General features: G+C 62.0%; 20 protein-coding genes. 8 read left to right on the forward strand and 12 right to left on the reverse strand.

The features are described 5' to 3' along the window. Positions 1 to 103: 103 nt before the first annotated feature. Positions 104 to 1,009 (reverse strand): selenium metabolism-associated LysR family transcriptional regulator, encoded by a 906-nt coding sequence (locus H7687_RS17795; protein ID WP_183349907.1) that lies wholly within the window; start codon positions 1,007 to 1,009, stop codon positions 104 to 106. Between the two features lie 168 nt (positions 1,010 to 1,177). Here H7687_RS17795 and H7687_RS17800 point away from each other — a divergent pair, with 168 nt between their 5' ends. The 4 genes from H7687_RS17800 (at position 1,178) to H7687_RS17815 (ending at position 5,562) form a co-directional block, all read left to right on the forward strand. After that, positions 1,178 to 2,341, forward strand: a complete 1,164-nt coding sequence (locus tag H7687_RS17800; RefSeq protein WP_183349909.1) for a double-cubane-cluster-containing anaerobic reductase — start codon at positions 1,178 to 1,180, stop codon at positions 2,339 to 2,341. 84 nt (positions 2,342 to 2,425) lie between these two features. After that, positions 2,426 to 3,193: a rhodanese-like domain-containing protein gene (locus H7687_RS17805; RefSeq protein ID WP_183349911.1), complete on the forward strand. Its 768-nt coding sequence runs from the start codon at positions 2,426 to 2,428 to the stop codon at positions 3,191 to 3,193. A 43-nt stretch (positions 3,194 to 3,236) separates the two neighbouring features. Next, positions 3,237 to 4,247, forward strand: a complete 1,011-nt coding sequence (locus tag H7687_RS17810; RefSeq protein ID WP_183349913.1) for a transglutaminase-like domain-containing protein — start codon at positions 3,237 to 3,239, stop codon at positions 4,245 to 4,247. A gap of 379 nt (positions 4,248 to 4,626) precedes the next feature. Continuing rightward, positions 4,627 to 5,562, forward strand: a complete 936-nt coding sequence (locus H7687_RS17815; RefSeq protein ID WP_183349915.1) for a hypothetical protein — start codon at positions 4,627 to 4,629, stop codon at positions 5,560 to 5,562. 270 nt (positions 5,563 to 5,832) lie between these two features. Here H7687_RS17815 and H7687_RS17820 read toward each other — a convergent pair whose 3' ends face one another. After that, positions 5,833 to 7,050, reverse strand: coding sequence for an OmpP1/FadL family transporter (locus tag H7687_RS17820; protein WP_183349917.1), 1,218 nt, complete (start codon positions 7,048 to 7,050; stop codon positions 5,833 to 5,835). Between the two features lie 212 nt (positions 7,051 to 7,262). Here H7687_RS17820 and H7687_RS17825 point away from each other — a divergent pair, with 212 nt between their 5' ends. Continuing rightward, the gene (locus tag H7687_RS17825; protein ID WP_246404981.1) at positions 7,263 to 8,012 is read left to right on the forward strand and encodes a methyltransferase domain-containing protein; all 750 of its coding nucleotides are present in this window, start codon (positions 7,263 to 7,265) and stop codon (positions 8,010 to 8,012) included. On the opposite strand, the gene H7687_RS17830 is transcribed toward H7687_RS17825, so the two are convergent. From H7687_RS17830 to H7687_RS17840, 3 genes are all read right to left on the reverse strand, one after another. Beyond that, the gene (locus H7687_RS17830; RefSeq protein ID WP_183349921.1) at positions 8,009 to 9,940 is read right to left on the reverse strand and encodes an HD domain-containing phosphohydrolase; all 1,932 of its coding nucleotides are present in this window, start codon (positions 9,938 to 9,940) and stop codon (positions 8,009 to 8,011) included. The two genes, H7687_RS17825 and H7687_RS17830, sit on opposite strands and share 4 nt — an antisense overlap. 9 nt (positions 9,941 to 9,949) lie before the next feature. Next, positions 9,950 to 11,833 (reverse strand): PilZ domain-containing protein, encoded by a 1,884-nt coding sequence (locus tag H7687_RS17835; protein ID WP_246404982.1) that lies wholly within the window; start codon positions 11,831 to 11,833, stop codon positions 9,950 to 9,952. A gap of 449 nt (positions 11,834 to 12,282) precedes the next feature. Continuing rightward, positions 12,283 to 14,406, reverse strand: a complete 2,124-nt coding sequence (locus tag H7687_RS17840; RefSeq protein ID WP_183349924.1) for a sensor domain-containing diguanylate cyclase — start codon at positions 14,404 to 14,406, stop codon at positions 12,283 to 12,285. A gap of 559 nt (positions 14,407 to 14,965) precedes the next feature. Between H7687_RS17840 and H7687_RS17845 the strand changes: the two genes are divergently transcribed. Then, positions 14,966 to 17,050 (forward strand): sensor histidine kinase, encoded by a 2,085-nt coding sequence (locus tag H7687_RS17845; RefSeq protein WP_183349927.1) that lies wholly within the window; start codon positions 14,966 to 14,968, stop codon positions 17,048 to 17,050. On the opposite strand, the gene H7687_RS17850 is transcribed toward H7687_RS17845, so the two are convergent. From H7687_RS17850 to infA, 7 genes are all read right to left on the reverse strand, one after another. Further along, positions 17,047 to 18,423: a TatD family hydrolase gene (locus H7687_RS17850; RefSeq protein WP_183349929.1), complete on the reverse strand. Its 1,377-nt coding sequence runs from the start codon at positions 18,421 to 18,423 to the stop codon at positions 17,047 to 17,049. The genes H7687_RS17845 and H7687_RS17850 overlap by 4 nt on opposite strands. A gap of 263 nt (positions 18,424 to 18,686) precedes the next feature. Continuing rightward, a complete protein-coding gene (gene bioA / locus H7687_RS17855; protein ID WP_183349931.1) occupies positions 18,687 to 20,048 on the reverse strand; it encodes an adenosylmethionine--8-amino-7-oxononanoate transaminase in 1,362 nt (453 codons plus the stop codon). Between the two features lie 177 nt (positions 20,049 to 20,225). Beyond that, positions 20,226 to 20,945 (reverse strand): dethiobiotin synthase, encoded by a 720-nt coding sequence (bioD, locus tag H7687_RS17860; protein WP_183349933.1) that lies wholly within the window; start codon positions 20,943 to 20,945, stop codon positions 20,226 to 20,228. Between the two features lie 143 nt (positions 20,946 to 21,088). Next, a complete protein-coding gene (gene bioB / locus H7687_RS17865) occupies positions 21,089 to 22,075 on the reverse strand; it encodes a biotin synthase BioB (RefSeq protein WP_183349934.1) in 987 nt (328 codons plus the stop codon). 256 nt (positions 22,076 to 22,331) lie between these two features. Then, on the reverse strand, positions 22,332 to 23,243 hold the full coding sequence (epmA, locus tag H7687_RS17870) for an EF-P lysine aminoacylase EpmA (RefSeq protein ID WP_183349935.1): 912 nt from the start codon (positions 23,241 to 23,243) through the stop codon (positions 22,332 to 22,334). Positions 23,244 to 23,245: 2 nt separating this feature from the next. Beyond that, the gene (efp, locus tag H7687_RS17875) at positions 23,246 to 23,809 is read right to left on the reverse strand and encodes an elongation factor P (protein WP_183349936.1); all 564 of its coding nucleotides are present in this window, start codon (positions 23,807 to 23,809) and stop codon (positions 23,246 to 23,248) included. 159 nt (positions 23,810 to 23,968) lie between these two features. After that, positions 23,969 to 24,187, reverse strand: a complete 219-nt coding sequence (infA, locus tag H7687_RS17880) for a translation initiation factor IF-1 (protein ID WP_012530490.1) — start codon at positions 24,185 to 24,187, stop codon at positions 23,969 to 23,971. Positions 24,188 to 24,367: 180 nt separating this feature from the next. Between infA and H7687_RS17885 the strand changes: the two genes are divergently transcribed. Beyond that, on the forward strand, positions 24,368 to 24,760 hold the full coding sequence (locus tag H7687_RS17885) for a hypothetical protein (RefSeq protein ID WP_183349937.1): 393 nt from the start codon (positions 24,368 to 24,370) through the stop codon (positions 24,758 to 24,760). Further along, positions 24,753 to 26,066 (forward strand): 23S rRNA (uracil(1939)-C(5))-methyltransferase RlmD, encoded by a 1,314-nt coding sequence (gene rlmD, locus H7687_RS17890; RefSeq protein ID WP_183349938.1) that lies wholly within the window; start codon positions 24,753 to 24,755, stop codon positions 26,064 to 26,066. The genes H7687_RS17885 and rlmD overlap by 8 nt, the downstream gene beginning before the upstream one ends. The last annotated feature ends 13 nt before the right edge of the window (positions 26,067 to 26,079 follow it).

Raw genomic sequence — 26,079 nt, forward strand, 5'->3', positions numbered from 1 at the left:
ACATAGCTGGAGGTTTGCGCCAGGAAAAGAATCTTCGCAAAGACGGGTGACGTTGGTCCTTGTGCGGTATGAGAGGGGCGAATGATTTTTCGCCCCTACAGGTTTAATGCTCCACCGACTTGAACATCTCCAGCATGATGTTCCTGAAAGCTTGTGCCGCCGGCGACAGCTCGCGGCCTTTGCGACTGGCGAGGTAAAACTGGCGCTTGATGGAAACGCCGTCCACCGGAACCTGGATCAGCGTGCCCTGTTCCAATTCGTGCCACACTGAAATAGCGGAGACGAAGGAAACGCCGATCCCCGAGATCACCGCGCGCTTCACCGACTCGTTGCTCCCCAAGTGCGCAGCCACGCGCAGCTTCGCCGGATCGATGCCCGCTTCACGCAGGGCCTGGATGGCAGCTTTCCCGGTCCCGGATCCGGTCTCGCGCAGCACCACCGGTTCACCCAGCAGCTCGTCCTTGCCGATCTTCTTCTCCTTGCCCCAACGGTGGCCGGCGCGCGCTATCAGCACCAGTTCGTCCTCGGCAAAGGGTACCAGTTCCAACGTCTCCTCGTCGAAACGACCGCCTACCACGCCCAGTTCCACCTCTTCCGAGAGCAGCTTGCCCAACACGTCGCGGCTGTCACCCTGCCTGAGCACTATGGTCACACCGGGGAAGCGGTCGATCAGCAGGGGGAGGGCGGCCGGGATCATGTACTCTCCGGGAATGCTGCTCCCCGCGATATTGAGTACCGCTTCCTCGATCCCCTTGAAACGCGCCAGCGCAACCGGTATCTCCCTGGCGTACTCCACCAGCTTGCGTGCCCGCTCCAGGAGGATCTTCCCTCCCTCGGTGGGGAACGCCCCCCTGCCGGTCCGATCCAACAGTTTCATGCCGAATTCGCTCTCCAGGGCAGAGATGTGCTGGCTTACGGTGGATTGGGTGATGTAGGAGGCCTCGGCTCCTTTCGAGAAACTGCCGCTTTCAGCCACGTTGATGAAAACTTCCAGCTGCTTGAGATTCACCGCGCCCTCCCATTAGCAATTGCGATCGACCTTATTAATTTCATCGAATTTATCAATTTGACTCCGGCCGGTCAATTGGATATTCATGTCTGTGCTTTTAACTGCGTCCTCCACGTGCTCCTCACAGGGCTTTCAGCGAGATACAACCATGCCAGCAGCAGGAATGATATGACGGCCGTCTGTGCCGCCCTCACCGAGGTGGGAAGTCTCCGGGAACGTAACGCCATCGCCGTCAAGGTCGCCAAAGACCGTGGCAGGAAGGTGGTCGGCACCTATTGCCTCTTCTCGCCGGTGGAGTTGATCGTCGCCGCGGGGGCGATACCGGTGTCCCTGTGCGGCACCAGCGCGACTCCCATCCCGGCAGCCGAGAAGGTGCTGCCCCGATCGCTGTGCCCGCTGATCAAATCGAGCTACGGGTTCGCCGTCACCGACACCTGTCCCTTCTTTCATTTCTCCGACCTGCTGCTCGCCGAGACTACCTGCGACGGCAAGAAGAAGATGTACGAACTGCTGGGTGAGCTGAAACCGGTGCATCTCATGCAGTTGCCCCAAGTAAAGGACGAGGCCGCGCTGGATTACTGGGTCCTCGAGCTCAAGCGCCTGATTACGCGCCTGGAGCAGACCTTCGAAGTGGAGATCACGCCGGAGAAGCTCGCTGCCGCGGTCCTGCTGATCAACGAGGAGAGGCGCTCGCTGAAAAGACTGCAGGATGTGCTGAAAAGGAAACCGGCTCCCATTTCGGGACTGGATCTGCTGGGCGTGCTGCACAACCGGGGCTTCACGGTGGACAAGCGTGAAGCGATTGACCTGATCGACAGGCTGACCCGGGAACTGACCGACTTGAGCGATCAGGGGGTGTCGCCGTTCCGGGCCGATACTCCGCGCATCGTGCTGACCGGTGGCCCGGTCGGGCTGGGCTCCGAGAAGGTGGTGCGCCTGATCGAGGAGGTTGGCGGGAGCGTGGTCTGCTTCGAGAGTTGTGGCGGTTACAAGAAGGTGGACCCGGTGGTGCCGGGCAACGACCTGCTGCGCTCCATAGCGGAGAGGTACCTGCGTGTTCCCTGCTCCTGCATGTCTCCCAATTCCGGTCGCCTGCTGTTGCTCGACGAGTTGGTGCGGGAGTTCCAGGCGGACGGGGTGATCGACCTCACCTGGCAGGGGTGCCATACCTACAACGTGGAATCGTTCACGGTTAAGCGCCACTTGGAGGCGGCCCAGGTCCCTTTCCTGCAGATCGAAACCGATTATTCCGAGTTCGACACCGAACAGTTGAAGGTCCGCATCGAGGCATTCCTGGAAATGATCGACGCCGGGAAGGGAGTCCGCCGTTGAAAGGCGCGCGGCACGGCGGGATGTTCCACGACTGTAGGGTCCATTTCGAATCTGACATGCCATGCACATCAAAAGGAGATCACCATGAAAAGCATCACCCGCTTGCTCGGCACATCGATCCTTTCCCTGATAACGCTTTTCCTGGTTCTGGCTGCTGCGGGGCCGCTTTTTGCCGCGGATGTCGATTTCAAAACGGTCTCCAGCGAGGTGTTGAGGGACATGCTGGAAGAGAAACGGGCCTTCACGCTGGTTGACGCCCGCACCAACGACGAGTACCAGGTGGCACACCTGGTGACGGCAATCAGCATTCCGGACAAGGAGTTCGAGAAGAATATCGCGCTGCTCCCCAAGGACAAGGGGGCGCTGATCGTCCTCTACTGCAACGGGGTGAAGTGCGGCAAGAGCAAGAAGGTCGCCGTGAAGGCCAAAGAGGCCGGTTACACCAACCTCGTCATCTATGCCGACGGCTACCCGGTCTGGGAAGAGAAGGGGTACCCGATCGTGGCGGGCCCGGAGTACGCCAAGAAGGTCGAGACCACCAAGCTCACCCCGGTGCAGCTCAAGCAGATCCTGGCGGAGAAAAAGGACGGCTACGTGCTGGTCGACGTCCGCGACGAGTTCGAGTTCGCCGAGGGGCACATCGAGGGGGCGATCAACATCCCCGCGGAGACCTTCGCCGCCAAGTCGGGCGTGCTGCCCAAAGAGAAAGGAATCATCGTCTACTGCAACAGCGGTGGGCGCAGTTATTCCGCCTATAGAAAACTGACCAAGCTCGCCTACCCCTCCATCTTCCAGGCCATCCTTGCCGAGTGGAAAGAGGCTGGCTTCCCGGTCGTAAAATCGCAGCTTTAGACGCTGTTTTTATTCCACTACTTCCAGTAACAAAGGAGCACGAATGAAGAGGTTGTTGTTGTCGATGCTGGCGTTTTCCCTCTGTGTCACCCCTGCCGCCTGGGCCAAGAGCCGCAGCGGCCAGGTCACCGTCGAGGTCGATCTTTCCAAGCAGGAGGCGGGCAAGGAGACCAGGCTCTGGATCCCCTACGCGGTCTCCGATGTCAACCAGAACGTGACCGACGTCAAGGTGAGCGGCGATTTCGCTTCCTCGGCCGTCTACACCGACCAGGCCAACGGCACGCCGATGCTCTACGCGCAGTGGGACAAGAGCGCCAAGAGCAGGAAGCTCGTTTACAGCTTCAATGTCCAGCGCGAAGAGGTCAGGGTCAAGGACCTGTCCGCCAAGGAGCCGGCCTGGAACAGCGCCGACTATGCCGAGTACCTGAAACCGACCTCGCTGGGGCCGGTGGACGGCGAGGTGAAGAAGCTGGCGGACAGCATCGTGAAGGGGAAGACCACCGTTCTCGACAAGGCGAAGGCCATCTACGACTGGGCCTGCGAAAACATGTACCGCGACCCGGCCACGGTAGGGTGCGGCAAGGGTGACGTCTGCGAACTGCTGAAAAAGCCGGGCGGCAAGTGCACCGACATCTCCTCGGTGTACATCGCGCTCGCTCGTGCGGCCGGGGTGCCGGCGCGCGAGGTGTTCGGGCTGCGTCTGGGCAAGAAGGCGGAAGAAGACATCACCACCTGGCAGCACTGCTGGGTCGAGTTCTTCCTCCCGGGCACCGGCTGGGTGCCGGTTGACCCGGCGGACGTGAGAAAGGCGATGCTGGTGGAAAAGCTGGAGCTGAAGGACGCCAAGACCCGCGAATACCGCGACTACTTCTGGGGCGGCATCGATCCCTACCGCTTCAAGATCGCCTCGGGTCGCGACCTGGTGCTCAACCCGCCGCAGGCGGGCGCGCCGCTCAACACCTTCGGCTACCCATACGCGGAAGTGGGGGGCAAGGTGCTGGACTTTTACGACCCCAAGGGGTTCGGGTACCGCATCGGCTTCAAGGAGAAGTAGTAGAGTAGCAGCTTCATCAGTTGTTCCTTTATTTGGGCCGCGCAGGAATGCGCGGCCCGTTTTTTTGTGAGGGGGATCCCCACTGTCTCAGCGATGCAAAGCAAATCCCCCCCGTCCCCCCTTTCACAAGGGGGTGGACGTGAGGCCGCGGCCGTCTTTTGAAGGAACTGTGAAGGAGGGGACTGGCTCCGTAAGGTGCCTGTCCCCTTTGGCTTGGGTAAGGTAGGATTGGCGGAATGGAGCGTTCCCGCCAGAGGGACAGGCACCGAAACGGAGCCAGTCCCTTCTACTACGCCGGGAACCTTTTTTGTTTGTGTGCCTGCGGCGATTGATGTATCTTCCCTCGCAGTTGGTTCGAATTTCCTACCAGGAGCATACCGTGCAGATTCGCATCGTTATCGCCGTTTCCCTGCTTGGCGCGAGCTTGATCACCGCCCAGGCCGGAGCTTCGGAAGCCGTCCCGGCTACTGTACCCACGACTGCCATCCCGGCGCCTGTCGCCGCAGCGCCTGCGGACCAGTCCGCCACCATCGCGGCACTCACCAAGGAAAACGCGCTCTTGCAGGAGAAGCTGAAGGCCATGGAGAGCTGCAGCATCAGTTCCACCGACCTTGCCGCCCGCAACTCCAAGAAGCTCAAGGAAATCACCGCCGACGTGCGCGCCCAGCGCCAGTCCATGGCGGAATTCGAGAGCTACGTGAAGTGGATGTCCGGACACGTCGCCAGCTACTCCAAGTACATCCAGGCCAGCTCGGTCGCCGCTCGTTTCGTAAGGTTCTTCCCGATCCCGTACGCGGGGCAGGCGTCCCTCTTCACCAAGTTCGTCTCCGATTCCGCGGTCTCCCTAGGCGCGGCTTCGGTCTCCATCAACAAGTACCTGGTGACCTCGCAGCAGTTTCTGTCCCGCGCCGACGCGCTGGACCCGAACAAGCCGACCTACAACCAGGACGTGTCGGACCTGGTGCGCTTCGCCGACCAGGACCTCCTGAAGGGGATGACCGAGGTGCAGGACCGGCTCACCACGACCAGCCAGCTTTCCGCCTCGTCGCTTTCGTTCCTCGAGAGCGTGAACCACTACGTGGGTTCCGGGGACGAGGCGCTCACCAAGGCGAAGTCCTTCCTGAAGAGCGACGAGAAGGCCGAGAAGAGCTTCCTGGCCGAGAGCACAACGTCGCTGCGCAACAAGGCCCAGGTCTTCAACGGCAAGCTGCAGCTCTTCGACGCCACGGTGAAGAAGACGGCCCCGCAGATCAAGGCGCTGGTCGCCTACGACGACCTGGCGCGCAGCCTGGACCCGAAGTTCGCCAAGAAGTAGGGTAGGGGACGGCAAAGTTCCCGGCGCCATAGGCGCAGCTGCCGACGCCCTCACCCGGCCTTCGGCCACCCTCTCCCGGCGGGCGAGGGAAATAATAGAAAAGGCCTCTCCTGATTCGGGAGAGGCCTTTTTTCATGCATCATGCGCCGCAGCTGCGGAGGAGGGGACTGGCTCCGCCAGGTGCCTGTCCCCTTGGTTTTTGTAGGGTGGCTGTGCTGAAAGGAGTGTCCCGCTAGAGGGACAGGCACCTGACGGAGCCTGTCCCTTCTGCTAAAACTTGTACCCCAGCGAGAGGGCGACGAGGTGGGCATCGCTTTGGTACTTGCCGTTGGCGGTGCTGGTCGGGAGTAAGGGCACGCCGATGGTATTGGTTTTGTTGCGGTTCTCATAGTACTGGTAGCCGTAGGCGAGGGCGACGGTAAAGGGCTTGAGGTCGACGTCGGTGCCTGCGCAGAATACATGGGTCTTGGCGTCCGGGATGGAGGGCTCGAAGGTGCTGTTGGGCACGGCACTGCCGCCGTAGACGTAGCCGGCGGAAAGGGCGACCCTCGGGTCGAGCTGGTATCTGCCGCCAAGGTTGAGCCCCCAAGTATCCTTCCAGTCCCTCTGCATCACCAAGCGATTGTTGTCCAGCCTGATTTCCAGGCTCTTGAACTTGGACCACCCTTCCCAGCGCACGCCGGCTTCCATGGTGAGCTTGTCGATCCCTTTGTAGGCGACACCCGCGGTGAACTGCGGCGGCAGGGTGAGGTCGGTTTTGCCGCCGCTGTTGAAGGCGGGGACCGAGAAGGTCGCATCGCCGGAGATGTCGACGTGGACCTGGCTGCGATACGAGGCGCCCACGGTCAGGTCTCGGGTGATGTCGTAGGCCGCGCCGACGTTGAAGCCCACCCCGGTGCCGTCACCCTTGAACTTGGATCCGACGTCAGGGCCTCCGGTGAAGACCTTGCGCTCCAGGGTGGCGTCGAGGAGCATCACGTCGAGGCCGGCGGCCAGCGTGAGGGAAGGGATCACGCGGTAGGAGAAGACGGGGTTGATGTCGAAGGTCCTCAGGGTTGACTTGGTCGCGATGTAGCGGCCGTCCCAGTTGCTGTCCCACCTGGTCCCCAGCCCGAAGGGGTTGAAGATGCCGAGGCCGGCGCTGGCCTGGTCGTTGAACTTGTGGGTCACGTAGAGGTGGCTCGGGAAGAAGACCGAGTCGTTGGAGGCGTCATTGCCGCCGGCGGAACTGCTGTACTCGCGCGAGGAGATGATGGCGGTGGTGCCGGCGAGCACCTGGGTCCCGTCCAGCTTGTTAATCAGCGCCGGGTTGTAGAAGATGGTGCTGGCATCGCTGGTGTGGGCGGTAACCGCGTTGCCCTGGCCCAGGGCGCTGGCCCCGTGGGTGAAGACGGCATAGCCGGCGGCTCGTGCGGACGAAGGAGCACCGGCTCCCAGCGCGACCGCCGAAACGACCATCCCGGCGATCAGGCTCTTCCTGTAGTTCATAGATCCTCCTGGTATTGAAAGCATGATTTTGATTTCTGTCGTGTTGCGCCGTTGACGAATCGTCGCGGCAACGGGTAACATGGCTGTCGTGGTTGACTAGCCACGAAGGTTCGTGCTAAAAGTCTAATCATTCAAAACCGTTAACGGGAGCAGTGATGCACTGTGAAAGACCATACCTGATGGAACACGCCGAGGAGTCCCTTCGGCTTGATATGAAAACAGACAACGCGGTGACCGAGAAGCAGGCCCGCTGGGCCGGCCTCGCACCGGGAATGAGCGTCATCGACATCGGCTGCGGCCCCGGCAAGACGACCAGCATGCTCGGCGAACTGGTGCAGCCGGGGGGGCGCGCCGTCGGCGTCGACCTTTCCGAACAGCGGCTCGCCTTTGCCCGCCAGCACTACGGCTCCTCCACGGTCAGTTTCCAGCAGTGCGACCTGTATCAGCCGCTCACCGGGCTGGGGCAGTTCGACTTTGCCTGGTGCCGTTTCGTGCTCGAGTACCACCTCTCCAACTGCTTCGAACTGGTGCGCAACATTGCGGCAGCACTGAAACCGGGAGGCATACTCTGCCTGATCGACCTGGACCACAACTGCCTGAGCCACTTCGGCCATTCCCCGCGCATGGAGCGCGCCGTGGCCGCCACCATCAAGAGCCTCGAGGAAAACGACAACTTCGACCCCTACGTCGGCAGGAAACTCTACTCCTTCCTCTACGACCTGGGCTTCCAGGACATCGACGTCAAGGTCGAGGCGCACCACCAGATCTTCGGCGAGTTGAAGGAGGTGGACGAGTTCAACTGGACCAGGAAGGTCGAGGTGGCCGCCAAGCGGTCAGGCTACGACTTCAACGAGTACCAAGGGGGGTACGATGAGTTCCTGGACGAGTTCCGCGCCTTCTTCGCCAACCCCCGCCGCTTCACCTACACCCCGATCATCTCCTGCCGCGGCCGCAAGCCCTAGGCTTCCTTCCGCGCGGCGCGTTCCTCCTCCTGGGCGGCCCGCTGCCGGCAGGTGATCAGCGCCTCGACGATGTTGCGGTCGAAATGGGTGCCGGCCCCTTCCCGTAGCAGCCGGTACGCCTCGTCGACCGGCATCGGGGCGCGGTAGTGGCGCTGCGAGGTCACCGCCTCGTAGAAGTCGGCCACCGCGATGATCTTCGACCCCAGCGGGATGTCCTTTCCCTTCAAACCCTTGGGATAGCCGGTGCCATCGATCTTTTCGTGGTGCGCGCCGGCGATCTCGGGCACCTCCCGGTAGATCCCCTCGAAATTGACCTGCTCCAGGATGTCGCGCGTCTTGTGGCAGTGCGTCTTGACGATCTCGTACTCGAGGTCGGAGAGCCTGCCGTTTTTCTTCAGTATCGCGTCGGGCACCCCGATCTTGCCGTAGTCGTGCAGGAGCGCCGCCACCCGGATCATCTCCCGCTCCGCCCGCGGCAGCCCCAGTTCCTCGCAAATCTCGTCGGAATACTCGGTGACCTTTTCGGAGTGGCCGGCGGTGAGCGGGTCACGGGCGTCGATGGAGGCCGCCATGACCTTCAGGAAGGAGCTGAACTGGTTCGACTTCGCCTCGTGCAGCTTGGCGTTGCGGATGCTGATGCCGATGACGGGCGCGATCCCCATCAAAAGCGAAACGTCGCTTTGCACCAGCGGCCGCTTCGATTTCAGGTTGTCGACCGCGATGATCCCCAGCGATTCCCCTTCGCAGATGATGGGGCAGCAGATGAAGGTCTGGGAGAGGAGCTGCTTGGCGAAGTTCTGGCTCTTGCCGGAGAGGTTCCCCTCGATGTCCTTGACGTCGGCCACCAGGAAGGGGCGCTGCTCGCGGAAGGAGATCACGAACACCCCCTTGGAGTCGGGGCGGTCCAGGTGAAAGGTGGTCTTGCCCAGGAAGGCGAGCTGTTCGTCGTGGTAGCCGAAGCCGGCCTGGAACACCAGGCGCGAATTCTCGGGGTTGCTGAGCAGGATCAGGCCGCGGCTGTAATCGAGGCGCTTCTCCAGGATCTGGATCACGCTGGAGAGGATCTCCCGCACCTCGGTCTGCCTGCTGATGACCTGGCCGATCTCGTTGGTGACCAGCGCGTTGTTGTAGTTGATCTCCATGCGCTTGAACAGGTTGTCGGTGAGGTCCTTCAGGCTTTTCTGGCTGGTGACCAGGGCGTTCTTTTCACTGCGCAGCGAGCAGATCTTGATGGCCAGCAGCAATACCAGCGCCCAGGGGGCCACCATGAATATGGTCTGCACCTGGTTGGCCTGGTAGCAAAAGGCGATGATGATCAGGATGGCGATGGCGGCGTAGTTGCGGGTGAACTGCCAGAATCCGGCCTCGGTCTGCTCCCAGGTGACGATGTAGCGGCAGACCGGGTCGCCGTTGAACATGCACTCGGGGTGCTCGATGCGGGGGAGTCGGGGGTGAAAGAGGTTGGCGACGGCCTCGAAGAAGCCGATCCGGTTCTGGCACTGGAACGGCTCCTCGTGGGTCCCCGGCCTCGGGGTGACCGTGATCTCGTAGCTGTTGGCGCCTAACTGCCTGGAGGTGTAGACCGAGGACCTGACCACGTTGCTGTTGACGGTGTCGCCGATGAGGCTGTAGGCCCGGGCCGGCCCGACCAGCCCCAGGAAGTACTGCCTGAGTATTCCCATGGCCTCGGGGGAGGCCGCGTAGCGTCCCGCCTCGCGCGCGATGTTCTCGTTGCCGGTCAGCTTGAGCAGGCGCTCGTAGAAGAGGTTGACCTGTTCCTGGGTGAACCAGTGTCCCTGGTCGGCCACCTCGAGCGGGCTCATCTTGGCGTAGCTCAGCAGCTCCCCGATGTTGACGAAGTTGTACTTGCTCTTGATGAGCTTGATGTACGTATCGATGATGCTGCTGTTGTATAGCGGTGTGTTCATCTCTTCGCCCTAGCTGTCGTTGGCCGCTGTCCCCTGTGTCTTTCTGCTCTTGGTGCGGCTGTGGAGGTCGCCGAGGAACTTGATGAAGTTGGAAGTCTGGGTCTGGGTGTTGAAGGCCCACATGGTGTACTTGCGCTCGAAGGGGAGGTTGGTCGCCTCCGCGTAGCTTTCCGGGTACACCATCACCGGAATCTCGTTTTGCTGGTACTTGTGGGTGATGATGGACAGGGCGATCATCAGGATGTCCTTGGGGAACTGCTCCTGGTCCAGCACCAGCACCTTGACGCTGTTGGTGAGGTCGGAGAGGTTCAGCCCGACGTCGGAGATGTTGATCATGAGCACCGCCTTGACCATGCTGTTGCGCTTCAGGGTGTAGAGGTGGCGCTGCAGCGAGAAGCCCGCCTGCTGGTACTGCTGCGACAGTTCCTCGCACCCGTCTACACCGGGTTCGAGGTCGAGCGCGTTCAGCATGAGGCCGCCGCTGTGCTGCTCGTAGAACGCCTCCAGTTCGTGCAGGTCCTCGCGCGTGGTGCGGGCGAGGCTCCAGGGGCCGGAGAAGTTCCAGTCCTCCGAGAAGGCGCGCTGGTAGTGGAAGTAGACGAAGGTGTCGGTGGAGCACCCCTTCTTGTCGTCCGCCTGCTTCTCGAAGCCGCCGAAGATGCGCGCCGGGAAGCGGTTCTCCGGCTTGTAGTAGCAGATCAGGTAGTCCATGTGGGACGACTTGAGGTTGTAGGAATCGTTGATGGAGTTGGACAGGTGGTCCAGGACGACGAGCCCGGCATGGTTGGACTCGGATTTATTGGCGGCGTGGTGGTGCACCAACCAGGTCCCCTGGTAGAAGCGCAGCATCGCCATGTGCCCCAGGATGTTGCCATGCTCCTGGTAGATGAAGTGGCGCGCGATGCCGGGATTCTCCGTGTACAGCCTGCGGTAGGTCTCCTTGAGATGGGCCTTGTTCACCTGCACGAAGTGGTACTTCTCCGGGTAGATGAAGCCGGTGTCGAAGAAGAATTGCCACAACTCGTCCAGGTCCACCTGCGTGCTCACGTAGGAGTGGCGGTTTTTGGCGAGATAGAGCAGCGACAGCAGGCTGACGTGGTCCCGGATGTCCATGTCCAGGAAACAGAGCCCGGACTTCACCACGGGCGCCTTTTCCTTCTTGGCGGCGTCCTCGCGGTAGACCACCTGCGCGGCGCACTTGGTGGCGAAGCTGTTGCCGATGCGCAGCTCGAGCTCGGGCAGGATCATCCCCGGCAGCAGCACGCTCGCTTCCGCGTCCTCACAGACGGAGAAGCCGGACCCGGAGATGTCGAGCACCTTGAGGTCGATGGTCTTCTGGCTGAAGGGGTGCCGGAACACGGCGTTGGGGAGGGGGAGCAGTTCGTGGCGGCAGCTGCGCACGTCCTTGGCCTTGAAACGCTGCATGCGCCCCTGCAGCGGCTCCAGCAGATAGATCCGGTCCCGGTGCCCGAGCGTCTGCGACGTGATGCGGCACTCCGCGGAGTACAAGGTGGTGCTGTCGTTGGTCAACACCACCTGCAGCGGCGCGTCGCTGTTGATCCAGTTGAAGGTGCGGCTGCCGTCGCCGTGGATCTGGACCCGGAAGGAAACCGCGCTGAAGTCGATCAGGGTCCCCTGGAAGCGGGCGCCGTTTTGGAACAGTTCCGCGGAGACCCCCTGGCAGGGGTGGCGCCGGGACTTGCGGTAGTTCACCTCGATGCATTTCTCGGGAAGCAGGAACACGGCGCCCTGGTCGCTGATGCTGATCAGTTCCGGTGTGGCCGTGATCATGCGGTGGCCGCTGACCACGAAGATGCTCTCGAAGGCGCAGCCGTTGGTGGCGGTATTGATGGATTCGACCGCGACCCAGCGGCATTCGAGCTTGTTGTTCAAACAGGGGAGGGGGACTGCTTCGAGTGTTACCGATCGGGGGTATTTGGTGTGTCTGAAATTGACGAGGATGGATTCTTCTTGGAAGTTGATGAAGTTGAGTTTGTTGATCAGCTTATTGAGCCCGACCTCCTTCTCGGATCCGGGCGAAAACTCTATTACAGTATCTGGCCGGGCAAATTGTAAAATCTTGCTGGCGTCTTTCATCACTACCTCATGGCCGCCGGGAGGACGACAGGAGAAACTGTGGTGTTGGCGGTTTTGTGAGTGTGCCAAAGCTTCTCAAAGGGATGTCAGGCATCCATACATTACGCGTAGCGAGTATTATCATGATTTCGATAGTTTTTCACTATTAAAACGTTGTATGACTTAGAAAACTTTGAGATGACCGGGAAGGAAACCGGAAAGAGGAAGGCGCCCGGGGCGGGGGAGGGGCGGCGGCCGGGGCGACGTCAGCCTTTGGACTGCAGCGAGGCTTCCAGATAAGCGTTGAAATCCAGGGTCTTAGCGAGATTCGAGTGCGTCGCCGCGGGGCGGGCCTCGGCTGCTCCGTGTCTGGATTCGCCCTGCTGGGACGAGGTCCGTGCCGCCACGATCCGGTTGCGGCCGCGCGCCTTGGCTTCGTACAGGGCGATGTCGGAGGCGTGCACCAGGTCGTTGAAGCTCCTGCCGTCCTCGGGGAAGGAAGCCACGCCGAGGCTCGCGGTGAGGCGGCGCAGCGGGATGTCGCTCTCGCCCGGGAAGCGCTTGCTTTCGATCTCGAAACGGATCCGCTCCGCCACGATCATCGCCTCGGCCTTGGAGGTGCCCGGCAGCACGGCGCAGAACTCCTCGCCGCCGTAGCGCGCCACGATGTCCATTTCCCTCAGCGACTCCTTGATGATGTCCGCGGTGATTTTGAGCGCTTCGTCCCCGGCCAGGTGTCCGCACAGGTCGTTGTAGCTCTTGAAGAAATCGAGATCGATGAAGATGATGGTGAGGTTGAGACCCTGGCGCGCGCTCCGGTTCAGTTCCTCCTCGAGGCGGCTCTTCAGGAAGCGGCGATTGTACAGGCCGGTTAAGGGGTCGGTGACCGAGAGTTGCTCGAAGCGGACCGACTCCTCCAGCACCTCGGTGCGCTCGATCATGAGCGAGGCGAGGTTGGCAAAGGAGGTGAGCAGCATCAGGTCGGCATGGGTGAACGGGCGCAGGTTCTTCTTGTCGGAAAGGTTCAGTACCCCGATCACCTTGTCCTTGAGCTTGAGCGGGATGCAGATCAGCGACTTGGACTTGAAGCGGAGCCGGTTGGCCATGGCGACCCTGCTGTCCTTTTCGACGTCGTTGACCAGGAGCGGCTGCCCGGTCTTGGCGACCATGCCGGCGATCCCTTTGCCGACCTTGAGCTGCAGGCAGCGGGCGATGTTGAGCGTCATGCCCAGGGTGAAGACGATCTGCATGCCCACGCCGTCCTTGTCGATCAGCATGATGGACCCCTGGGTGGCGTCGATGAGGTCGGAGGCGATCTTCAGGATGGACTCGTAGAGCAGGTCCTTGCTGTCGATCTGCAGCAGCGTGTCGGTAAGCGACATGAGGCGCTCGGACAGGGCGCTCTCCTTGCTGCGGGTGGCGTCCCTGTCCAGCGCGGAGAGTTTCCCCGCCATGGCGCCGGCGAGCATGGAAATGAGCAGCGCGGCGTTGGGAGGGAGGTCGGTGTCGAAGATGGCCAGGAACCCCAGCCGCTCCTCCTGGGCCTTGAGGGGGAAGGTGGTGCAGACGGTGGCGCGCACCTCCGGGAGCGTTTCGCGCAGCTTCCCCTCCCAGAGCACGGTCTTTTTTGCCCGGCCCGGCGCGGTGAACAGTTGCAGCGCCTCCATGCTCAGGGTGCCCAACTGTTCGGGAAGGCCCCACATTCCGGTCACGGAGAACGACTTTCGTTCCGAGTCCGGGAGGGCGACTGCGACCCGTGCAGCCTGGAAGGTCGTGACGATGGTTTCGCAACAGATGGCGATGCAGCCCGTGACGGTGCCGATGTTGTCCAGCCGCTCCAGGGCCTGGGACACGGCGTACAGCGCCTCGTCGCCGACCGGTTCCTGGGCGACCGCAACGGCGGGCCGTTCGTTGTGACGGCGCGCCGGGAGGCGGTATGACTCGATCCTGCGCCTGACCTGCTCGGCGACCTCTTCCACCTCCTCGTAGCTGGCGGTACAAAGCGATTCCACGTAAGGAAGCAGCGAAAAGGCATCCCCGCCCTTGCGTGCCAGCGACGCCAACTGCCACAAATCAATCGATTCTTCGCGGACGCCGTCGCCCACCAGGCAGAGGTCTTCGCCGGAGAGGGTGAAGGGGATGAGGAAGCCGAAAAAACCGCCGCCGTAGCGGCAGACCGAGGGGGTGCCCTCCTCGAAGAAGACCTCCATGTTCTCTTCGAAGAAATGTCGCGACACCTCGCGGCACAGGGGATCCTCGACGACCGTGGCGCACGACTCGAAGCGCCCGCTGGACGCAACGGTGCCGTTACGCCTGCGATAGAGCGTTAGGCTGTACCGTGCCAGTATGGGGAGCCCCTTCAACTCCGTCAGCAAATCCCCAAAAGGCATGTTCGCGAGGTCCTGTTTCACAGGTCAAGCTCCAGCTTCAATGATGCATGTCATCCCTCGCAGCGGAGGGGGGGCATGCTTGCCGAAAATGGATTTCAAGCACGTTCTGCGCCAAAAATTCCGAGTGTTTAGCTGGAACAGGGTGGCAGTACACTCATTGGCTCATTGCATTACAGTGATATAATTATCGTTTTATGTTTCAGCAGGGGGCATGCTCTGCCATTATACTCTATGCCAAGACTCATATTCGATCCAGATAGAGTATTGCGCAATGATACTATCCGAGTTACCAGCCATAAAGTCAGTAATTTGAATCACAATTCGGTGTGTTTTATACGCTATCTTTCACCCGCGTTTTGACGGGGATTGTAGTCACAGTATACACACGTTTCTTCTCCATTGGCCATGCTGCTAACCCGCGCTGATTAAACACCCCTTTTCTTGGCAGTGAGCGGAGAGATCCTTTTTCCATGTGCAGGTAGCGTAGGAGATAATCTGACTTGATTATCCTTTACGTAATAGGTAGAATTCCGCGCCATCGATACGTGAAAGGTTGCAGATGCCTACGTCTCCGGACACCCCTCTCTATAACAGTCGTATCTTCGACTCGTATCTCAAGCTGCTTCGTAAACGGTATCCCAACGTCGACACGCAGGCCTTGCTGGCGCACGCCGGCATGAAACAGCACGAGGTTGCCGACCCTGGGCACTGGTTCAGTCAGCGCCAGGTGAACCTGTTTCACGACAAGCTGGTGCAGATCACCGGCGAGCCGGGCATCGCGCGGGAAGCCGGGCGCTACTCCGCTTCGCCGGACGCCCTGGGGCCGCTGAGGTCCTTCTTCCTCGGCATGGTCGGCCCCGAGTACATCTTCTATCTCATCAACAGGATTGCCCCCCGCTTCACGCGTTCCTCCCGTTGCAGCGCGCGCAAGACCGGTCCGCGCGAAGTGGAGCTTACCGTCGCCTTCCACGAGGGGGTCCAGGAGAACCCGCGCCAGTGCGAGAACCGGATGGGCTTTTTCGAAGCCGCCTTCCTGCTGTTCGACCACGACTTTCCCGAGATCGAGCACACCGAGTGCATTTTCAAGGGGGGGGAGGTGTGCCGCTACCTGATCAGGTGGCGCCCATCGGCCAGCTACCGTCTGCTGCTGGCCCAGCGCATCAGCACGCTGCTCCTGATCGGAGGGGTCCTGGCCGACCTGCTGTACAATCACAGCGTTCTGGGTCTGCCCCTGTTGCTCGGGCTGCTCTGCTACCTGGGCTTCACCCTGCTCAGTCGCCACATCGAGCGCAAGGCCCTGCTTTCCTCCCTGACCAGCATGCGCAGCTCCAGCGAACGGCTCCTGTCGCAGGTCCAGGAAAACTTCGACCGCGCCCTGGCCATCAACGAGATCGGCCAGATCATCTCCACCAGGACCGAGCTGTCCGACATCCTCTCCAGCGTGAACCAGGTCCTGCACAAGCGGCTGGGCTACGGCCGCGGCACCATCTACCTGCTCGATCCCCAGCGCAACATCCTGGTGCTGCGCGGCTGTTTCGGGCTGAGTCCCGAGGACGAGGAAAAGTTGCGTCGCATCGAGTTCCCGCTCGCCGTGGGGCACCCCCGCGGGGTGGTGGTCACCTGTTTCCACACCCAGCAACCGGTGCTGGTTTCCGACATCGAGGAAATACGCGGGCAGGCGGTGCCGGAAAACTTCGCCTTGGCCAGCGCGCTTGGAGTCCGCTCCTTCATCTGTGCTCCCATCGTCTGCGAGGGTGAGGCCCTCGGGGTCCTGGCCGTGGACGACGCCACCCGGGAGGAGGGGCTTTTGCAAAGCGATCTCAACCTGATCCAGGGGATCGCCCCGGTGATCGGGATCAGCGTCCGCAACGCGATGCGCCTGGCCAACGAGAGGAGGCTGTCGGAGCAGCTCCGGAAGGCTTCCGAGCACCTGGAGCGGCGGGTAGCGGAACGGACCGCCGAGCTGAGCCAGGCCTACGCCGAGCTCGAGTTCCTCTACGACTCGGTCTCCCACGACCTGCGCACCCCGCTGCGCGTGATCTACGGCTATGGAGAACTGTTGCTGGAGGGGTACGGCCAGGCGCTGGACGCGCCAGCCAGGGAATACCTGGCCAGCATCATCAGCGGCGGTGAAAGGATGGAGCAGACCCTGGACCGGATGCTCGACTTCTCCGAGGTGAAATCGGCGCAACTGTCTCTTGAAACGGTCGACCTGAGCCTGATGGCGCGGCGCATCCTGGCGGAGTTGAGGATCACTGCCCCCGATCGCGAGGTGGCGCTGGAGATCCAGGATGGTGTGCTGGTCACCGGCGACCAGAGGCTGTTGTCAGGGGTGATGGAAAACCTGCTGGGCAACGCCTGGAAGTACAGCGCCCTGAAAGGGTGCACCAGGATCGCCTTCGGACAAAAGGACGGGATCTGCTACGTAAGCGATAACGGCGAAGGGTTCGAGATGGCAGATGCCGGCAAGCTGTTCATCCCGTTCCAGAAGCTGCACGACGGCAGCCGTTTCCAGGGGCACGGGCTCGGTCTGTCCATGGTACTGCGCATGCTGGAGCGCATGGGCGGCAAGGTGTGGGGCGAGGGGAGGCCCGGCGAGGGGGCGACCTTCTACTTCACCCTCCCGCCGGCCGGAACTCCCTAGCCGACCTCCGAGTATTCCCGCTCCCGGAACGTCACCCCCAGCGATTGTGCCAGGTCCCTGACCTCGTCCACGCTCAGTCCCGGCACCGTCACCGCGCTGGCGGTCACCTGTGGGACGTGCCTGGGCGCCTCCCTGAGGAAGTCGCAGATCCCCTGGAAACCCGCCGCACCGAACGGTGTGTTGCAAAGCCGCTCGTAATCGGCGGCATTGGCGGCGTTGAGGCTCACCGAGAGCGCATCCACCAGCCCGTCCAGCTCAGGCAGGATGTTCCTGCCGTGCACCAGGTTTGCCTGCCCGTCGGTATTGATCCTCACCCGCAGCCCGCGCCGCTTCAGCTCCGCCGCCACCTCCTTGACCAGGTCCAGCCTGATCAACGGCTCGCCAAACCCGCAGAAGACCACCTCGTCGTAATCCGAAGCCGCATCCACGGAGGCGATAACCTCGGCAAAATTCGGCTCGTGAGAGAGCTTGAGCTCGTGCCCCTTGACCGACAGTTCCTCGAACTTGGGGCAGAAGGTGCAGCGGTTCGAGCAGCGGTTGGTGATGTTGAGGTAGAGCGAGTTGCGGATCTTGTAGGCGATGGTGTCCTGCTGCGCCGGCTGGTCGATCCGGAACAGTCGGCGGGTGTTGAACGAGGTGATGCGACCGACGTCCTCCGGGGAGAGCCCCTTCAGTTCGGCGATGCGCTCGGCGGCGTAGCGGACGAAGGCCGGCTCGTTCCGCTTGCCGCGGTGCGGCACCGGGGTGAGGTAGGGTGCGTCCGTTTCCACCATGAGCTTCTCGATCTTCACGCCGCGGACCAACTCCCGCAGCGCCTCGTTGGAGGGGTAGGTGACGGTCCCCGGGATGGAGATCATGAAGTTCATCTCGATGCACTCCTGGGCCATGGCCAGGTCGCCGGAGAAGCAGTGCAGCACCCCTCCCACCTCGTCAGCCTTTTCCTCCTTCAAAATGGTGACGATGCGGTCGTGGGCGTCGCGGTCGTGGATGATGAGCGGCAGCGAAAGCTCCCGCGCCATGCGGATGAAACGCCGGAACACCTCTTCCTGGTCGGCACGGGGGGAGCGGTCGCGGAAGAAGTCGAGACCCACCTCGCCGATGGCGACCACCTTGGGGTTGCCCAGGGCGAGCTCGCGCACGGCCTGGTAGTCCGCCTCGGTGACGCCGGCGGCGTCGTGCGGGTGGATCCCCACCGAGCAGTAGATGTTGGGGCGGGTGGCGGCGAGCGCCACCGCCTCGCGGCTCGACTCCAGGTCGGCGCCGACGGCCATGATGGTGCCGACCCCCGCCTCCCTGGCGCGATCCATCATTGCCTCGAAGTCCTCTGCGTACTCGTTGCCGTATATGTGGGAATGGCTGTCGATCAGTTCCATGAAGTACTCCTTGAGCTATTGCCTGCTATCTCCACTGCATTTCCAATCAGCATGATCTTGCCTTGGTTCCCTCTCCCTGCGGGAGAGGGTGCCCGTAGGGCGGGTGAGGGCGATGCCATGGGCAACGTCTGTGCAGGCTGCGACGCCCTCACCCCTGCCCCTCCCCCCCGGGGGAGAGGGGTGTGGAGGCGAAGCTCATTATATTACTGGATGAATTTGCTGGATGCCAGATCTTTCTACGTCAGGCTCGGAGGGGCGTCGTCCTACTCGGTGACGCTGCGGATGGAGGCCTCGATGCCGTCCATGAGGATGGCGAGCTCGTCCAGCGAGATGGAAAGGGGAGGGAACACCACGATCACGTTGCCCAGGGGGCGGAGGAAGAGGCCGTGTTTCCTCGCCTCCAGGCAGACCCGGACGCCGACGCGCTCTTCCCAGTGGTACGGTTCGCGGCTGTGACGGTCGCGCACCAACTCGATGCCGGCGATCATCCCTTCCTGGCGCACGTCGCCCACGTGGGTCACCTCCATGAGGCGTTGCAGGCGGTCCTGGATGTAGTCGATCTTCTCGGGAAGCCGCTCCAGCAGGCGGTCCGTTTCGAACAGGTCGAGGCTGGCCAGCGCCGCGGCGCAGGCGATCGGGTTGCCGGTGAAGGTATGGCCGTGGAAGAAGGTTTTCAGCTCGCTGTAGGCGCCCCAGAAGGCGTCGTAGACCTTGCGGGTGGTGAGCGTTGCGGCCAGCGGCAGGTAACCGGCCGAGATCCCCTTGGAAATGGCCATGATGTCCGGCGTCACACCTTCCTTGCCGCAGGCGAACATGGCGCCGGTGCGGCCAAAGCCCACCGCGACCTCGTCGGCGATCATGAGGACGTCGTAGCGGTCGCAGAGTTCGCGCACCCCCTTGACGAAACCGGGAGGCTGCACGATCATGCCGCCCGCGCCCTGTACGGACGGTTCGATCACCAGACCGGCCAGTTCGTGCGCGTGCTCCTTCATGAGCCGCTCCAGTTCCTGCAGACACAAAAGGCCGCAGCTGTGACAGTCTCCCTCGGGGGAAAGGGGGCAGCGGTAGCAGTAGGGGGAGGGGGCCTTGATGGTTGGGAAGAGCAGGGGGGCGTACACCTCGTGGTAGATGGCGATGCCGCCCACGCTCATGGAGCCGACTGTGTCGCCGTGGTAGGCGTTGTCGAAGCGGATGAACTTCTGTTTCTGCGTGTTGCCGGTCTGCTGCTGGTACTGGAAGGCCATCTTGACCCCGATCTCGACGGCGGTGGAGCCGTTGTCGGAGTAGAAGACCTTGGCCAACCCCGGGGGGGCGATGTCGATCAGGCGCTTGGCCAGGAGGGCGGCACGGTCGTTGGAGAGCCCGAGCAGGGTGGAGTGTTCCAGCCGGTCCACCTGTTCCTTGACCGCCTCGTTGATTTCCCTGCGGCAGTGCCCGTGCACGTTGGTCCAGATGGCCGCGACGCCGTCCAGGTAGCGGTTGCCGTCGGAGTCGATGATGTAGGAGCCTTCCCCGCGGGTGATGATGAGGTTTTCGGCGTTTTCCCACTCGCTCATCTGGGTGAAGGGGTGCCAAAGGTACTCGCTGTCGTAGCGTCTGAGCGTTTCGGTATCCAATTCGACCATGTCGTCCTCCCAAAAAAGAACCACCGCCGCGCCCAGATGGCATCAAGCGGTGGAGCAAGTCACGATGAAGTGTCCATCAAGGATGTACTGCCGTCAACATTGAACATTGAACCTCGAGCGGGTTTGCAGGGCCGTCAACGTAGAACGTAGAACATAGAACGTAGAACGGCCTCTCGTTTATTCAAACATCTCCCGGAGCATGATCCCCGTCGCGGGCATCTGCAGCAGCCGGTCCGCCAACCTGGTCACGACTTCCTGCTCGTTCTCCCCGGTGACGTCGGGGAAAAGCCCCAGAAGCTGTGCGCCGGACAGGGAGTCGATCATGTGCGGCGCGTACGCTTCCGCCTGGTCCGGGGTGTCCGGGTAGCGATTGACGATGACACCTTTCACCTTGAGTCCCAGGGTACGCGCGGTGAAGGTGGTGAGCAGGGTGTGGTTGATGGTGCCCAGGTTGGGGCGCGCGACGACGGCGATGGGAAGACCCAGGTGCAGGGCAAGATCGGCCACCAGCAGCCCGCCGGCAAGGGGAACCATCAGTCCGCCGGCCCCTTCGACGATGACGAAGTCGTACTGTGCCGCGAGTCTCTGGTAGGCCTCTTTGATGGCGTCGAAGCTGATGCGCACGCCGTCCTGGCTGGCGGATACCGAAGGTGCCAGGGGCGCCCGGAGCAGGTAGGGTGCGGAGTCCTGGGTTACCGGGACGCCGGCGGCGAAGGCGAGCAGTTCCGCGTCTTCGGAGACCAGGGCGCCGTCGCGCTCGATGCAGCCGCTGGTAACCGGCTTCATGACGCCGACGCTGTGGCCCATCCGGCGCAGCAGCATGGCGATGGTTGCCGATGCGATGGTTTTTCCCACACCGGTGTCGGTGCCGGTGATGAAGATGCTTTTGGCAGGCATGTGGTAATTCCTTTTATCGAATTAGGCTCTGCGGCGGAAGGGACTGGCTCCATCAGGTGCCTGTCCCTTTAGCGGAACGCTCCTTTCCGCCCAGCCAGCTTCCCAAGTCTAAGGGGACAGGCACCTGGCGGAGCCAGTCCCCTTTAATGCGCGCACATCACCGTGGTGAGGCCGAGGTCGCTGAACATGGTCAGGTCGGTGTCGACGTTGCGCCCGGCGGTGGTGAGGTAGTTGCCGATCATGGTGCCGTTGGCGCCGGCGAAGAAGATCCATGACTGCAGGTCGCGCAGGTTCTTCTCGCGCCCGCCGCAGATGGTGATCCGCTTCTGCGGCAGGATCAGGCGGTAGATGGCGATGGTCTTCAGGCAATCCTGCGCGGTGATGTTGCAGGCGCCCTCGAGCCTGGTCCCCTCGATCGGGTTCAGGAAGTTCATCGGCACCGAGTCGACGTCGAGTTCCTTGAGGGTGAAGGCCATTTCCACGCGCTGTGCCGCGCTTTCACCCATGCCGAAGATGCCGCCGGAGCAGACCTTGACGCCCGCCTTCTTCACGGCGCGGACCGTCTCCACGTCTTCGCGGTACTCGTGGGTGGTGCAGATGTTGGGAAAGAAGCTCTCCGCGGTCTCGAGGTTGTGGTGGTAGGTGTCCATCCCCGCGTCCTTGAGTTTCAGTGCGGTCTCCTCGTCGATGATGCCGAGCGAGCAGGAGGGGAGTATGGAGGTTTCCTTGCGGATGCGGCGCAGTGCGGCAAGGATCTGTTCCAGCTCCTGCCCCTTGACCGTTGTGCCGCTGGTGATGATGCCGAAACAGGCGGAGCCGTTAACTTCGGCCGTCTTGGCGCATTCAACCATCTGATCTTCCTGGACCAGCGGGTAAACCGGCGCATCGGTGGTGTGGTGCGCGGACTGGGCGCAGAAGGCGCAGTTCTCGGCGCAGCGGCCGGACTTGGCGTTGATGATGGAACAGAGATGCACCTCGTTGCCCACGAAGTGCTCCTTGACGCGGCTGGCGGCGCGGAACAGGTCGTAGAGCTCGGAGCCCTGCGCGTCCGAGAGACGGATCGCCTCCTCCTGGGTGATGGAGCCGCCTGCGATGATTCTTTCTGCTATTTCAGCGATGAATTTTTCCATGAGAGATCCTCCAGCGGGTGATTTAGCACGCACAAGAGGTGCTTGTCAACCAAATCGGAGGATTGGGTTGACGATTGAGCAAGAGAAAGGGTAACGAAGGTGGGTGAGAGGCAGACTGGTCTGTGAGGCAAGGCCCCTCACCCGGCCTTCGGCCACCCTCTCCCAGAGGGAGAGGGAACTTTGGGGGGAGAGGGAACTTGGGTATTTCCAGTCCACCCCCTCGCCCTTTGGGAGAGGGGCAGGGGTGAGGGAGGGGTTAAAGCTCTTCGGTGGTAAAAGCCACGACCTCGTCGATGCTCTGCGCGTCGAGCAGCACCATCACCAGTCGATCGAGCCCCAGCGCGATTCCGGCGGCCTCTGGCATCTCGGCCAGTGCGGCAAGGAATTTCTCGGGCATGGGATAGCCGTGCTTGCCGTCGCGGGCCCGCTGCGCCGCTTCGGCTTCGAATCGCGCCCGCTGTTCCACCGGGTCGATGAGTTCCGAAAAGGCGTTGGCGATCTCCAGTCCGCCGAGGTAGAGCTCGAAGCGTTCGGCGACTGACGGATCGTCGCTCTTGAGGCGGGCCAGGGCGGAGCAACTGGCGGGGTAATCGTGGATAAAGGTGGGGCGGCCGATACCGAGTCGCGGCTCAATCTCTTCGACCATGAGCTCGTCGAAGGTTCCAGCGGCGAGGGCCGCTTCCGCCGTGGTGTCGGTGTAGCGCTGGAAGGCGTCCCGGACCGTGATCCTTTCCCAAGGGAGGGAAAGGTCGATGCGGGTGCCGCGATAGCTGATGCTGTCGACGCCGGCTGCGGCCCTTACCAACTCCTCGGTCTCGTCCATCAGCACCCGGTAGTCGGCCTGCGCCCGGTACCACTCCAGCATGGTGAACTCGCTCAGGTGGCGGGTGCCGCGTTCGCCGGCGCGCCAGCAGCGGCAGATCTGGAAGATGCGGGGGTAGCCTGCGGCCAAAAGCCGCTTCATGCAGAGCTCGGGCGAGGTCTGCAGAAACCAGCCGTCGCTGGGTATGGCGTCGATCTGCGCCTCGGGGGCGGGAGCAGGAATGCGAAAAGGGGTCTCGACTTCGAGATACCCCTTTTCCTCAAAAAACATCCTGATCCTGGTGAAGATCGCGCCACGCTGGGCCAGGGCTTGAGAGCGCCTGGCCAGTGGCCAACTTCCCGACATGATTACCCCTTGACCCTGGTGGAGTACTCGCCGGTACGGGTGTCGATGGTGATCAGCTCGCCTTCTTCGATGAACGGCGGTACGCGCAGCACGTAGCCGGTCTCGACGGTAGCAGGCTTGGAATCGCTGCCGGAGGTGTCGCCCTTGACCCAAGGGTCGGTCTGCACGACGCGCAGGTTGACGAAGTTGGGCACGTCGACGCCGATCGCCTTCTCCCTGAACAGGAGCACGTCCACCTGGAGGTTGTCGATCAGGTAGTTCTTGGCGTCGCCCATGGCATCTTCGCTGATGTGGATCTGCTCGAAGGTGGTGTTGTCCATGAAGCAGTAGTGATCGTCTTCCTTGTAGAGGTACTGCATCACGCGGTCTTCCAGGTTGGCGGGCTCGAAGGTCTCGCCGGAGCGGTAGGTGCGGTCCAGGGTGGAGCCGGTGATCATGTTCTTCAGCTTGGTGCGGTAAAGGGCTTGCCCTTTGCCCGGCTTGGCGAAGTCGAAGTGGGTGATGATGTAAGGCTCGTTATCGATGGTAATCTTCAGGCCTTTTCTCAGATCTGCTGCAGTGTACATTGGTTCTTCCTCTTCTTACCGTGAGATTGAATAAAGGTTCAGTGTGCTGCGCGCAGGGCACGCAGCTAAACCGGTATTGGGTCCTATGTTATCCGTATGTGCCTTGCAGCGATGCTGAGGGTGGCAGGGACAGACGCCGGTGACGTACGGGGAAGGGTACTATTTGGCGCGATAGGTGATGCGGCCGCGGCTGAGGTCGTAGGGAGAGAGCTCCACGGTAACCTTGTCGCCAGGCAGGATCTTGATGAAAAACTTCCTCATCTTGCCGGAGATGTGCGCCAGCACCATGTGGTCGTTTTCCAGCTTCACCTTGAACATCGCGTTGGGAAGCGGCTCGATGACCGTCCCTTCTACTTCAATTGCTTCTTCCTTGCTCATTTTTGCTCCTGAGAGTTTGTGGCATCTTTTAACAATCTGTGAGTCTACAAATTTTTCCTGCAAAAAGCAAGCTGCATTTCATGGCATCTACCATTTTCCCTTCGAAATCATCGCTATTTACAGAACTCCCATAACATGCTAAAAAAATGGCCAGATTTTTCCAAGGAGCACCGACTTTACATGCAAAAACTGATCAGGGAGATCCCGCTGTCCAACGGGCTCACCGTTCGCTTCTTCGATGCCACGCGTCGCTACTTCGGCGACTATCACCAGGTCCGCATACAGATCTGTTGCGAAGTACCGCTCACGCCCGACCTTTTCCCGGACGAGGAAGTCCACCAGGCCGCCCGTAAACTGCTCGGCGCCAGCGTGGTCTATAAGAAAGAGATCGAGCACCAGGGAGTCCCTACGCTCGCTATCGATCAGACCGTGGAGCGGGTGGTCGCCGACTTCGCCGCGCATTCCCTGGGGTATTTCAATACGCCGGCCTTTCCCAAGAAGCTGGTCCAGTCCGAATTGACCCGCGCCGGTGGGCGCAGGAGTGGATTCGTCCCGCGCGGTATCAATGGCTGATCAGTTCGTCGTCATAGAAAGTCTTTGTTACGGCGGCGCCGGTTTCGGCAGGGTGGACGGCAAGGCGTGTTTCGTCCCCTTCACCGCTCCCGGCGACCGGGTCAGGATCCGGGTGGTGAAGGAGAAGCGCTCCTTCGTCGAAGCCGAACTGGTTGAACTGGTCGAGCCTGCGCCGCTGCGCATTGCCCCGACCTGCCCGGTCTTCGGCCAGTGCGGTGGGTGCGACTGGCAGTTCCTGCCGTATCAGGAGCAGTTGCAGCAAAAAGGCGCCATCTTCGCGGACACCCTGGCGCGCATAGGCAAGGTGCCTAGGGAAAAGGTATTGCCGGTGGCTGCCTCGCCGGACCATTACGGCTACCGCTCGCGGGTGCAGGTGAAGGTCGCGCTTCGAGCCGGCCGGTTGCAGTTCGGCTTTTTCCGCACCGGTTCCCACGACGTGGTCGATTTCGGTGCCGGCTGTCCGCTGGCCCAGCCGCAGTTGAACCGCATGGCGACGGAATTCCGGGCCCTCTTGCCGACGCTGCCGCAGGCGGAATGGATCCACCAGGTCGACCTCTCCATCGGCGACGACGGGGAGGGGATCGCCATCGTGCACAGCAGGGGAGGCGGCCCTGAACTGGTGGAGCGTCTGGCCCGGGATCGGGCCCAGCTTCCGTCGGTTGCCGGCGCCTTCGTGTCCGCCGGCCGCAAAGGGGAACTGGAGCAGGTCTTCGGCATCGACGCCCTGACCTACCGGGTCCCCGCCGGCCTTGCTCTCGGCTCCAAAGAACTGCAGCTTCGCTTCGGGCGGGGCGGCTTTTCCCAGGTGAACTACCGGCAGAACCTGGAGTTGATCCGTACTGCCTGTGAATGGGCGGGGCTGACCGGGCAGGAGCGGGTGCTCGACCTGTACTGCGGCAACGGCAATATTTCCCTGCCGCTGGCGCTGAACGCGGCACAGGTGCTGGGGATCGAGGGGTACGCGCCTTCCATCGTGGACGCGGTCGCCAATGCGGAGCATAACGGCATCGAAAACGCCGCCTTCCAGGTTAGCGATGCGGCGCAGGCCGTCAGGCGGATGGTAAAGCGCAAGGAACGCTTCGACCTGGTGCTGCTCGACCCTCCGCGTGGAGGCGCCGAGGCGGCTGCCGAACTGGCCGGCCTGGCGCCGCAGAAGATCATCTATGTTTCCTGTGATCCGGCCACGCTGGCCCGCGATCTCGCTTCACTTTCCAGCAATGGGTACCAGGTGACCCGCTCCAAACCGGTGGACATGTTCCCGCAGACCTACCACTTAGAGAGCGTCACCGAGCTGGTACGTAGCTAAATTCAATCCACCT

Origin of the sequence: Geomonas paludis, assembly GCF_014193585.1 — a bacterium.
GTDB classification, from domain to species: Bacteria; Desulfobacterota; Desulfuromonadia; order Geobacterales; family Geobacteraceae; genus Geomonas; species Geomonas paludis.

Coding starts and splice junctions, on each gene's coding strand:
- H7687_RS17840 (WP_183349924.1), bottom strand. CDS start 14,406: ATGCCTTTTGGGGATTTGCTGACGGAGTTGAAGGGGCTCCCCATACTG.
- infA (WP_012530490.1), bottom strand. CDS start 24,187: ATGAGCAAGGAAGAAGCAATTGAAGTAGAAGGGACGGTCATCGAGCCG.
- efp (WP_183349936.1), bottom strand. CDS start 23,809: ATGTACACTGCAGCAGATCTGAGAAAAGGCCTGAAGATTACCATCGAT.
- bioD (WP_183349933.1), bottom strand. CDS start 20,945: ATGCCTGCCAAAAGCATCTTCATCACCGGCACCGACACCGGTGTGGGA.
- rlmD (WP_183349938.1), top strand. CDS start 24,753: ATGGCTGATCAGTTCGTCGTCATAGAAAGTCTTTGTTACGGCGGCGCC.
- bioA (WP_183349931.1), bottom strand. CDS start 20,048: ATGGTCGAATTGGATACCGAAACGCTCAGACGCTACGACAGCGAGTAC.
- H7687_RS17805 (WP_183349911.1), top strand. CDS start 2,426: ATGAAAAGCATCACCCGCTTGCTCGGCACATCGATCCTTTCCCTGATA.
- H7687_RS17885 (WP_183349937.1), top strand. CDS start 24,368: ATGCAAAAACTGATCAGGGAGATCCCGCTGTCCAACGGGCTCACCGTT.
- H7687_RS17820 (WP_183349917.1), bottom strand. CDS start 7,050: ATGAACTACAGGAAGAGCCTGATCGCCGGGATGGTCGTTTCGGCGGTC.
- H7687_RS17810 (WP_183349913.1), top strand. CDS start 3,237: ATGAAGAGGTTGTTGTTGTCGATGCTGGCGTTTTCCCTCTGTGTCACC.
- H7687_RS17825 (WP_246404981.1), top strand. CDS start 7,263: ATGAAAACAGACAACGCGGTGACCGAGAAGCAGGCCCGCTGGGCCGGC.
- H7687_RS17830 (WP_183349921.1), bottom strand. CDS start 9,940: ATGAACACACCGCTATACAACAGCAGCATCATCGATACGTACATCAAG.
- epmA (WP_183349935.1), bottom strand. CDS start 23,243: ATGTCGGGAAGTTGGCCACTGGCCAGGCGCTCTCAAGCCCTGGCCCAG.
- bioB (WP_183349934.1), bottom strand. CDS start 22,075: ATGGAAAAATTCATCGCTGAAATAGCAGAAAGAATCATCGCAGGCGGC.
- H7687_RS17845 (WP_183349927.1), top strand. CDS start 14,966: ATGCCTACGTCTCCGGACACCCCTCTCTATAACAGTCGTATCTTCGAC.
- H7687_RS17850 (WP_183349929.1), bottom strand. CDS start 18,423: ATGGAACTGATCGACAGCCATTCCCACATATACGGCAACGAGTACGCA.
- H7687_RS17800 (WP_183349909.1), top strand. CDS start 1,178: ATGACGGCCGTCTGTGCCGCCCTCACCGAGGTGGGAAGTCTCCGGGAA.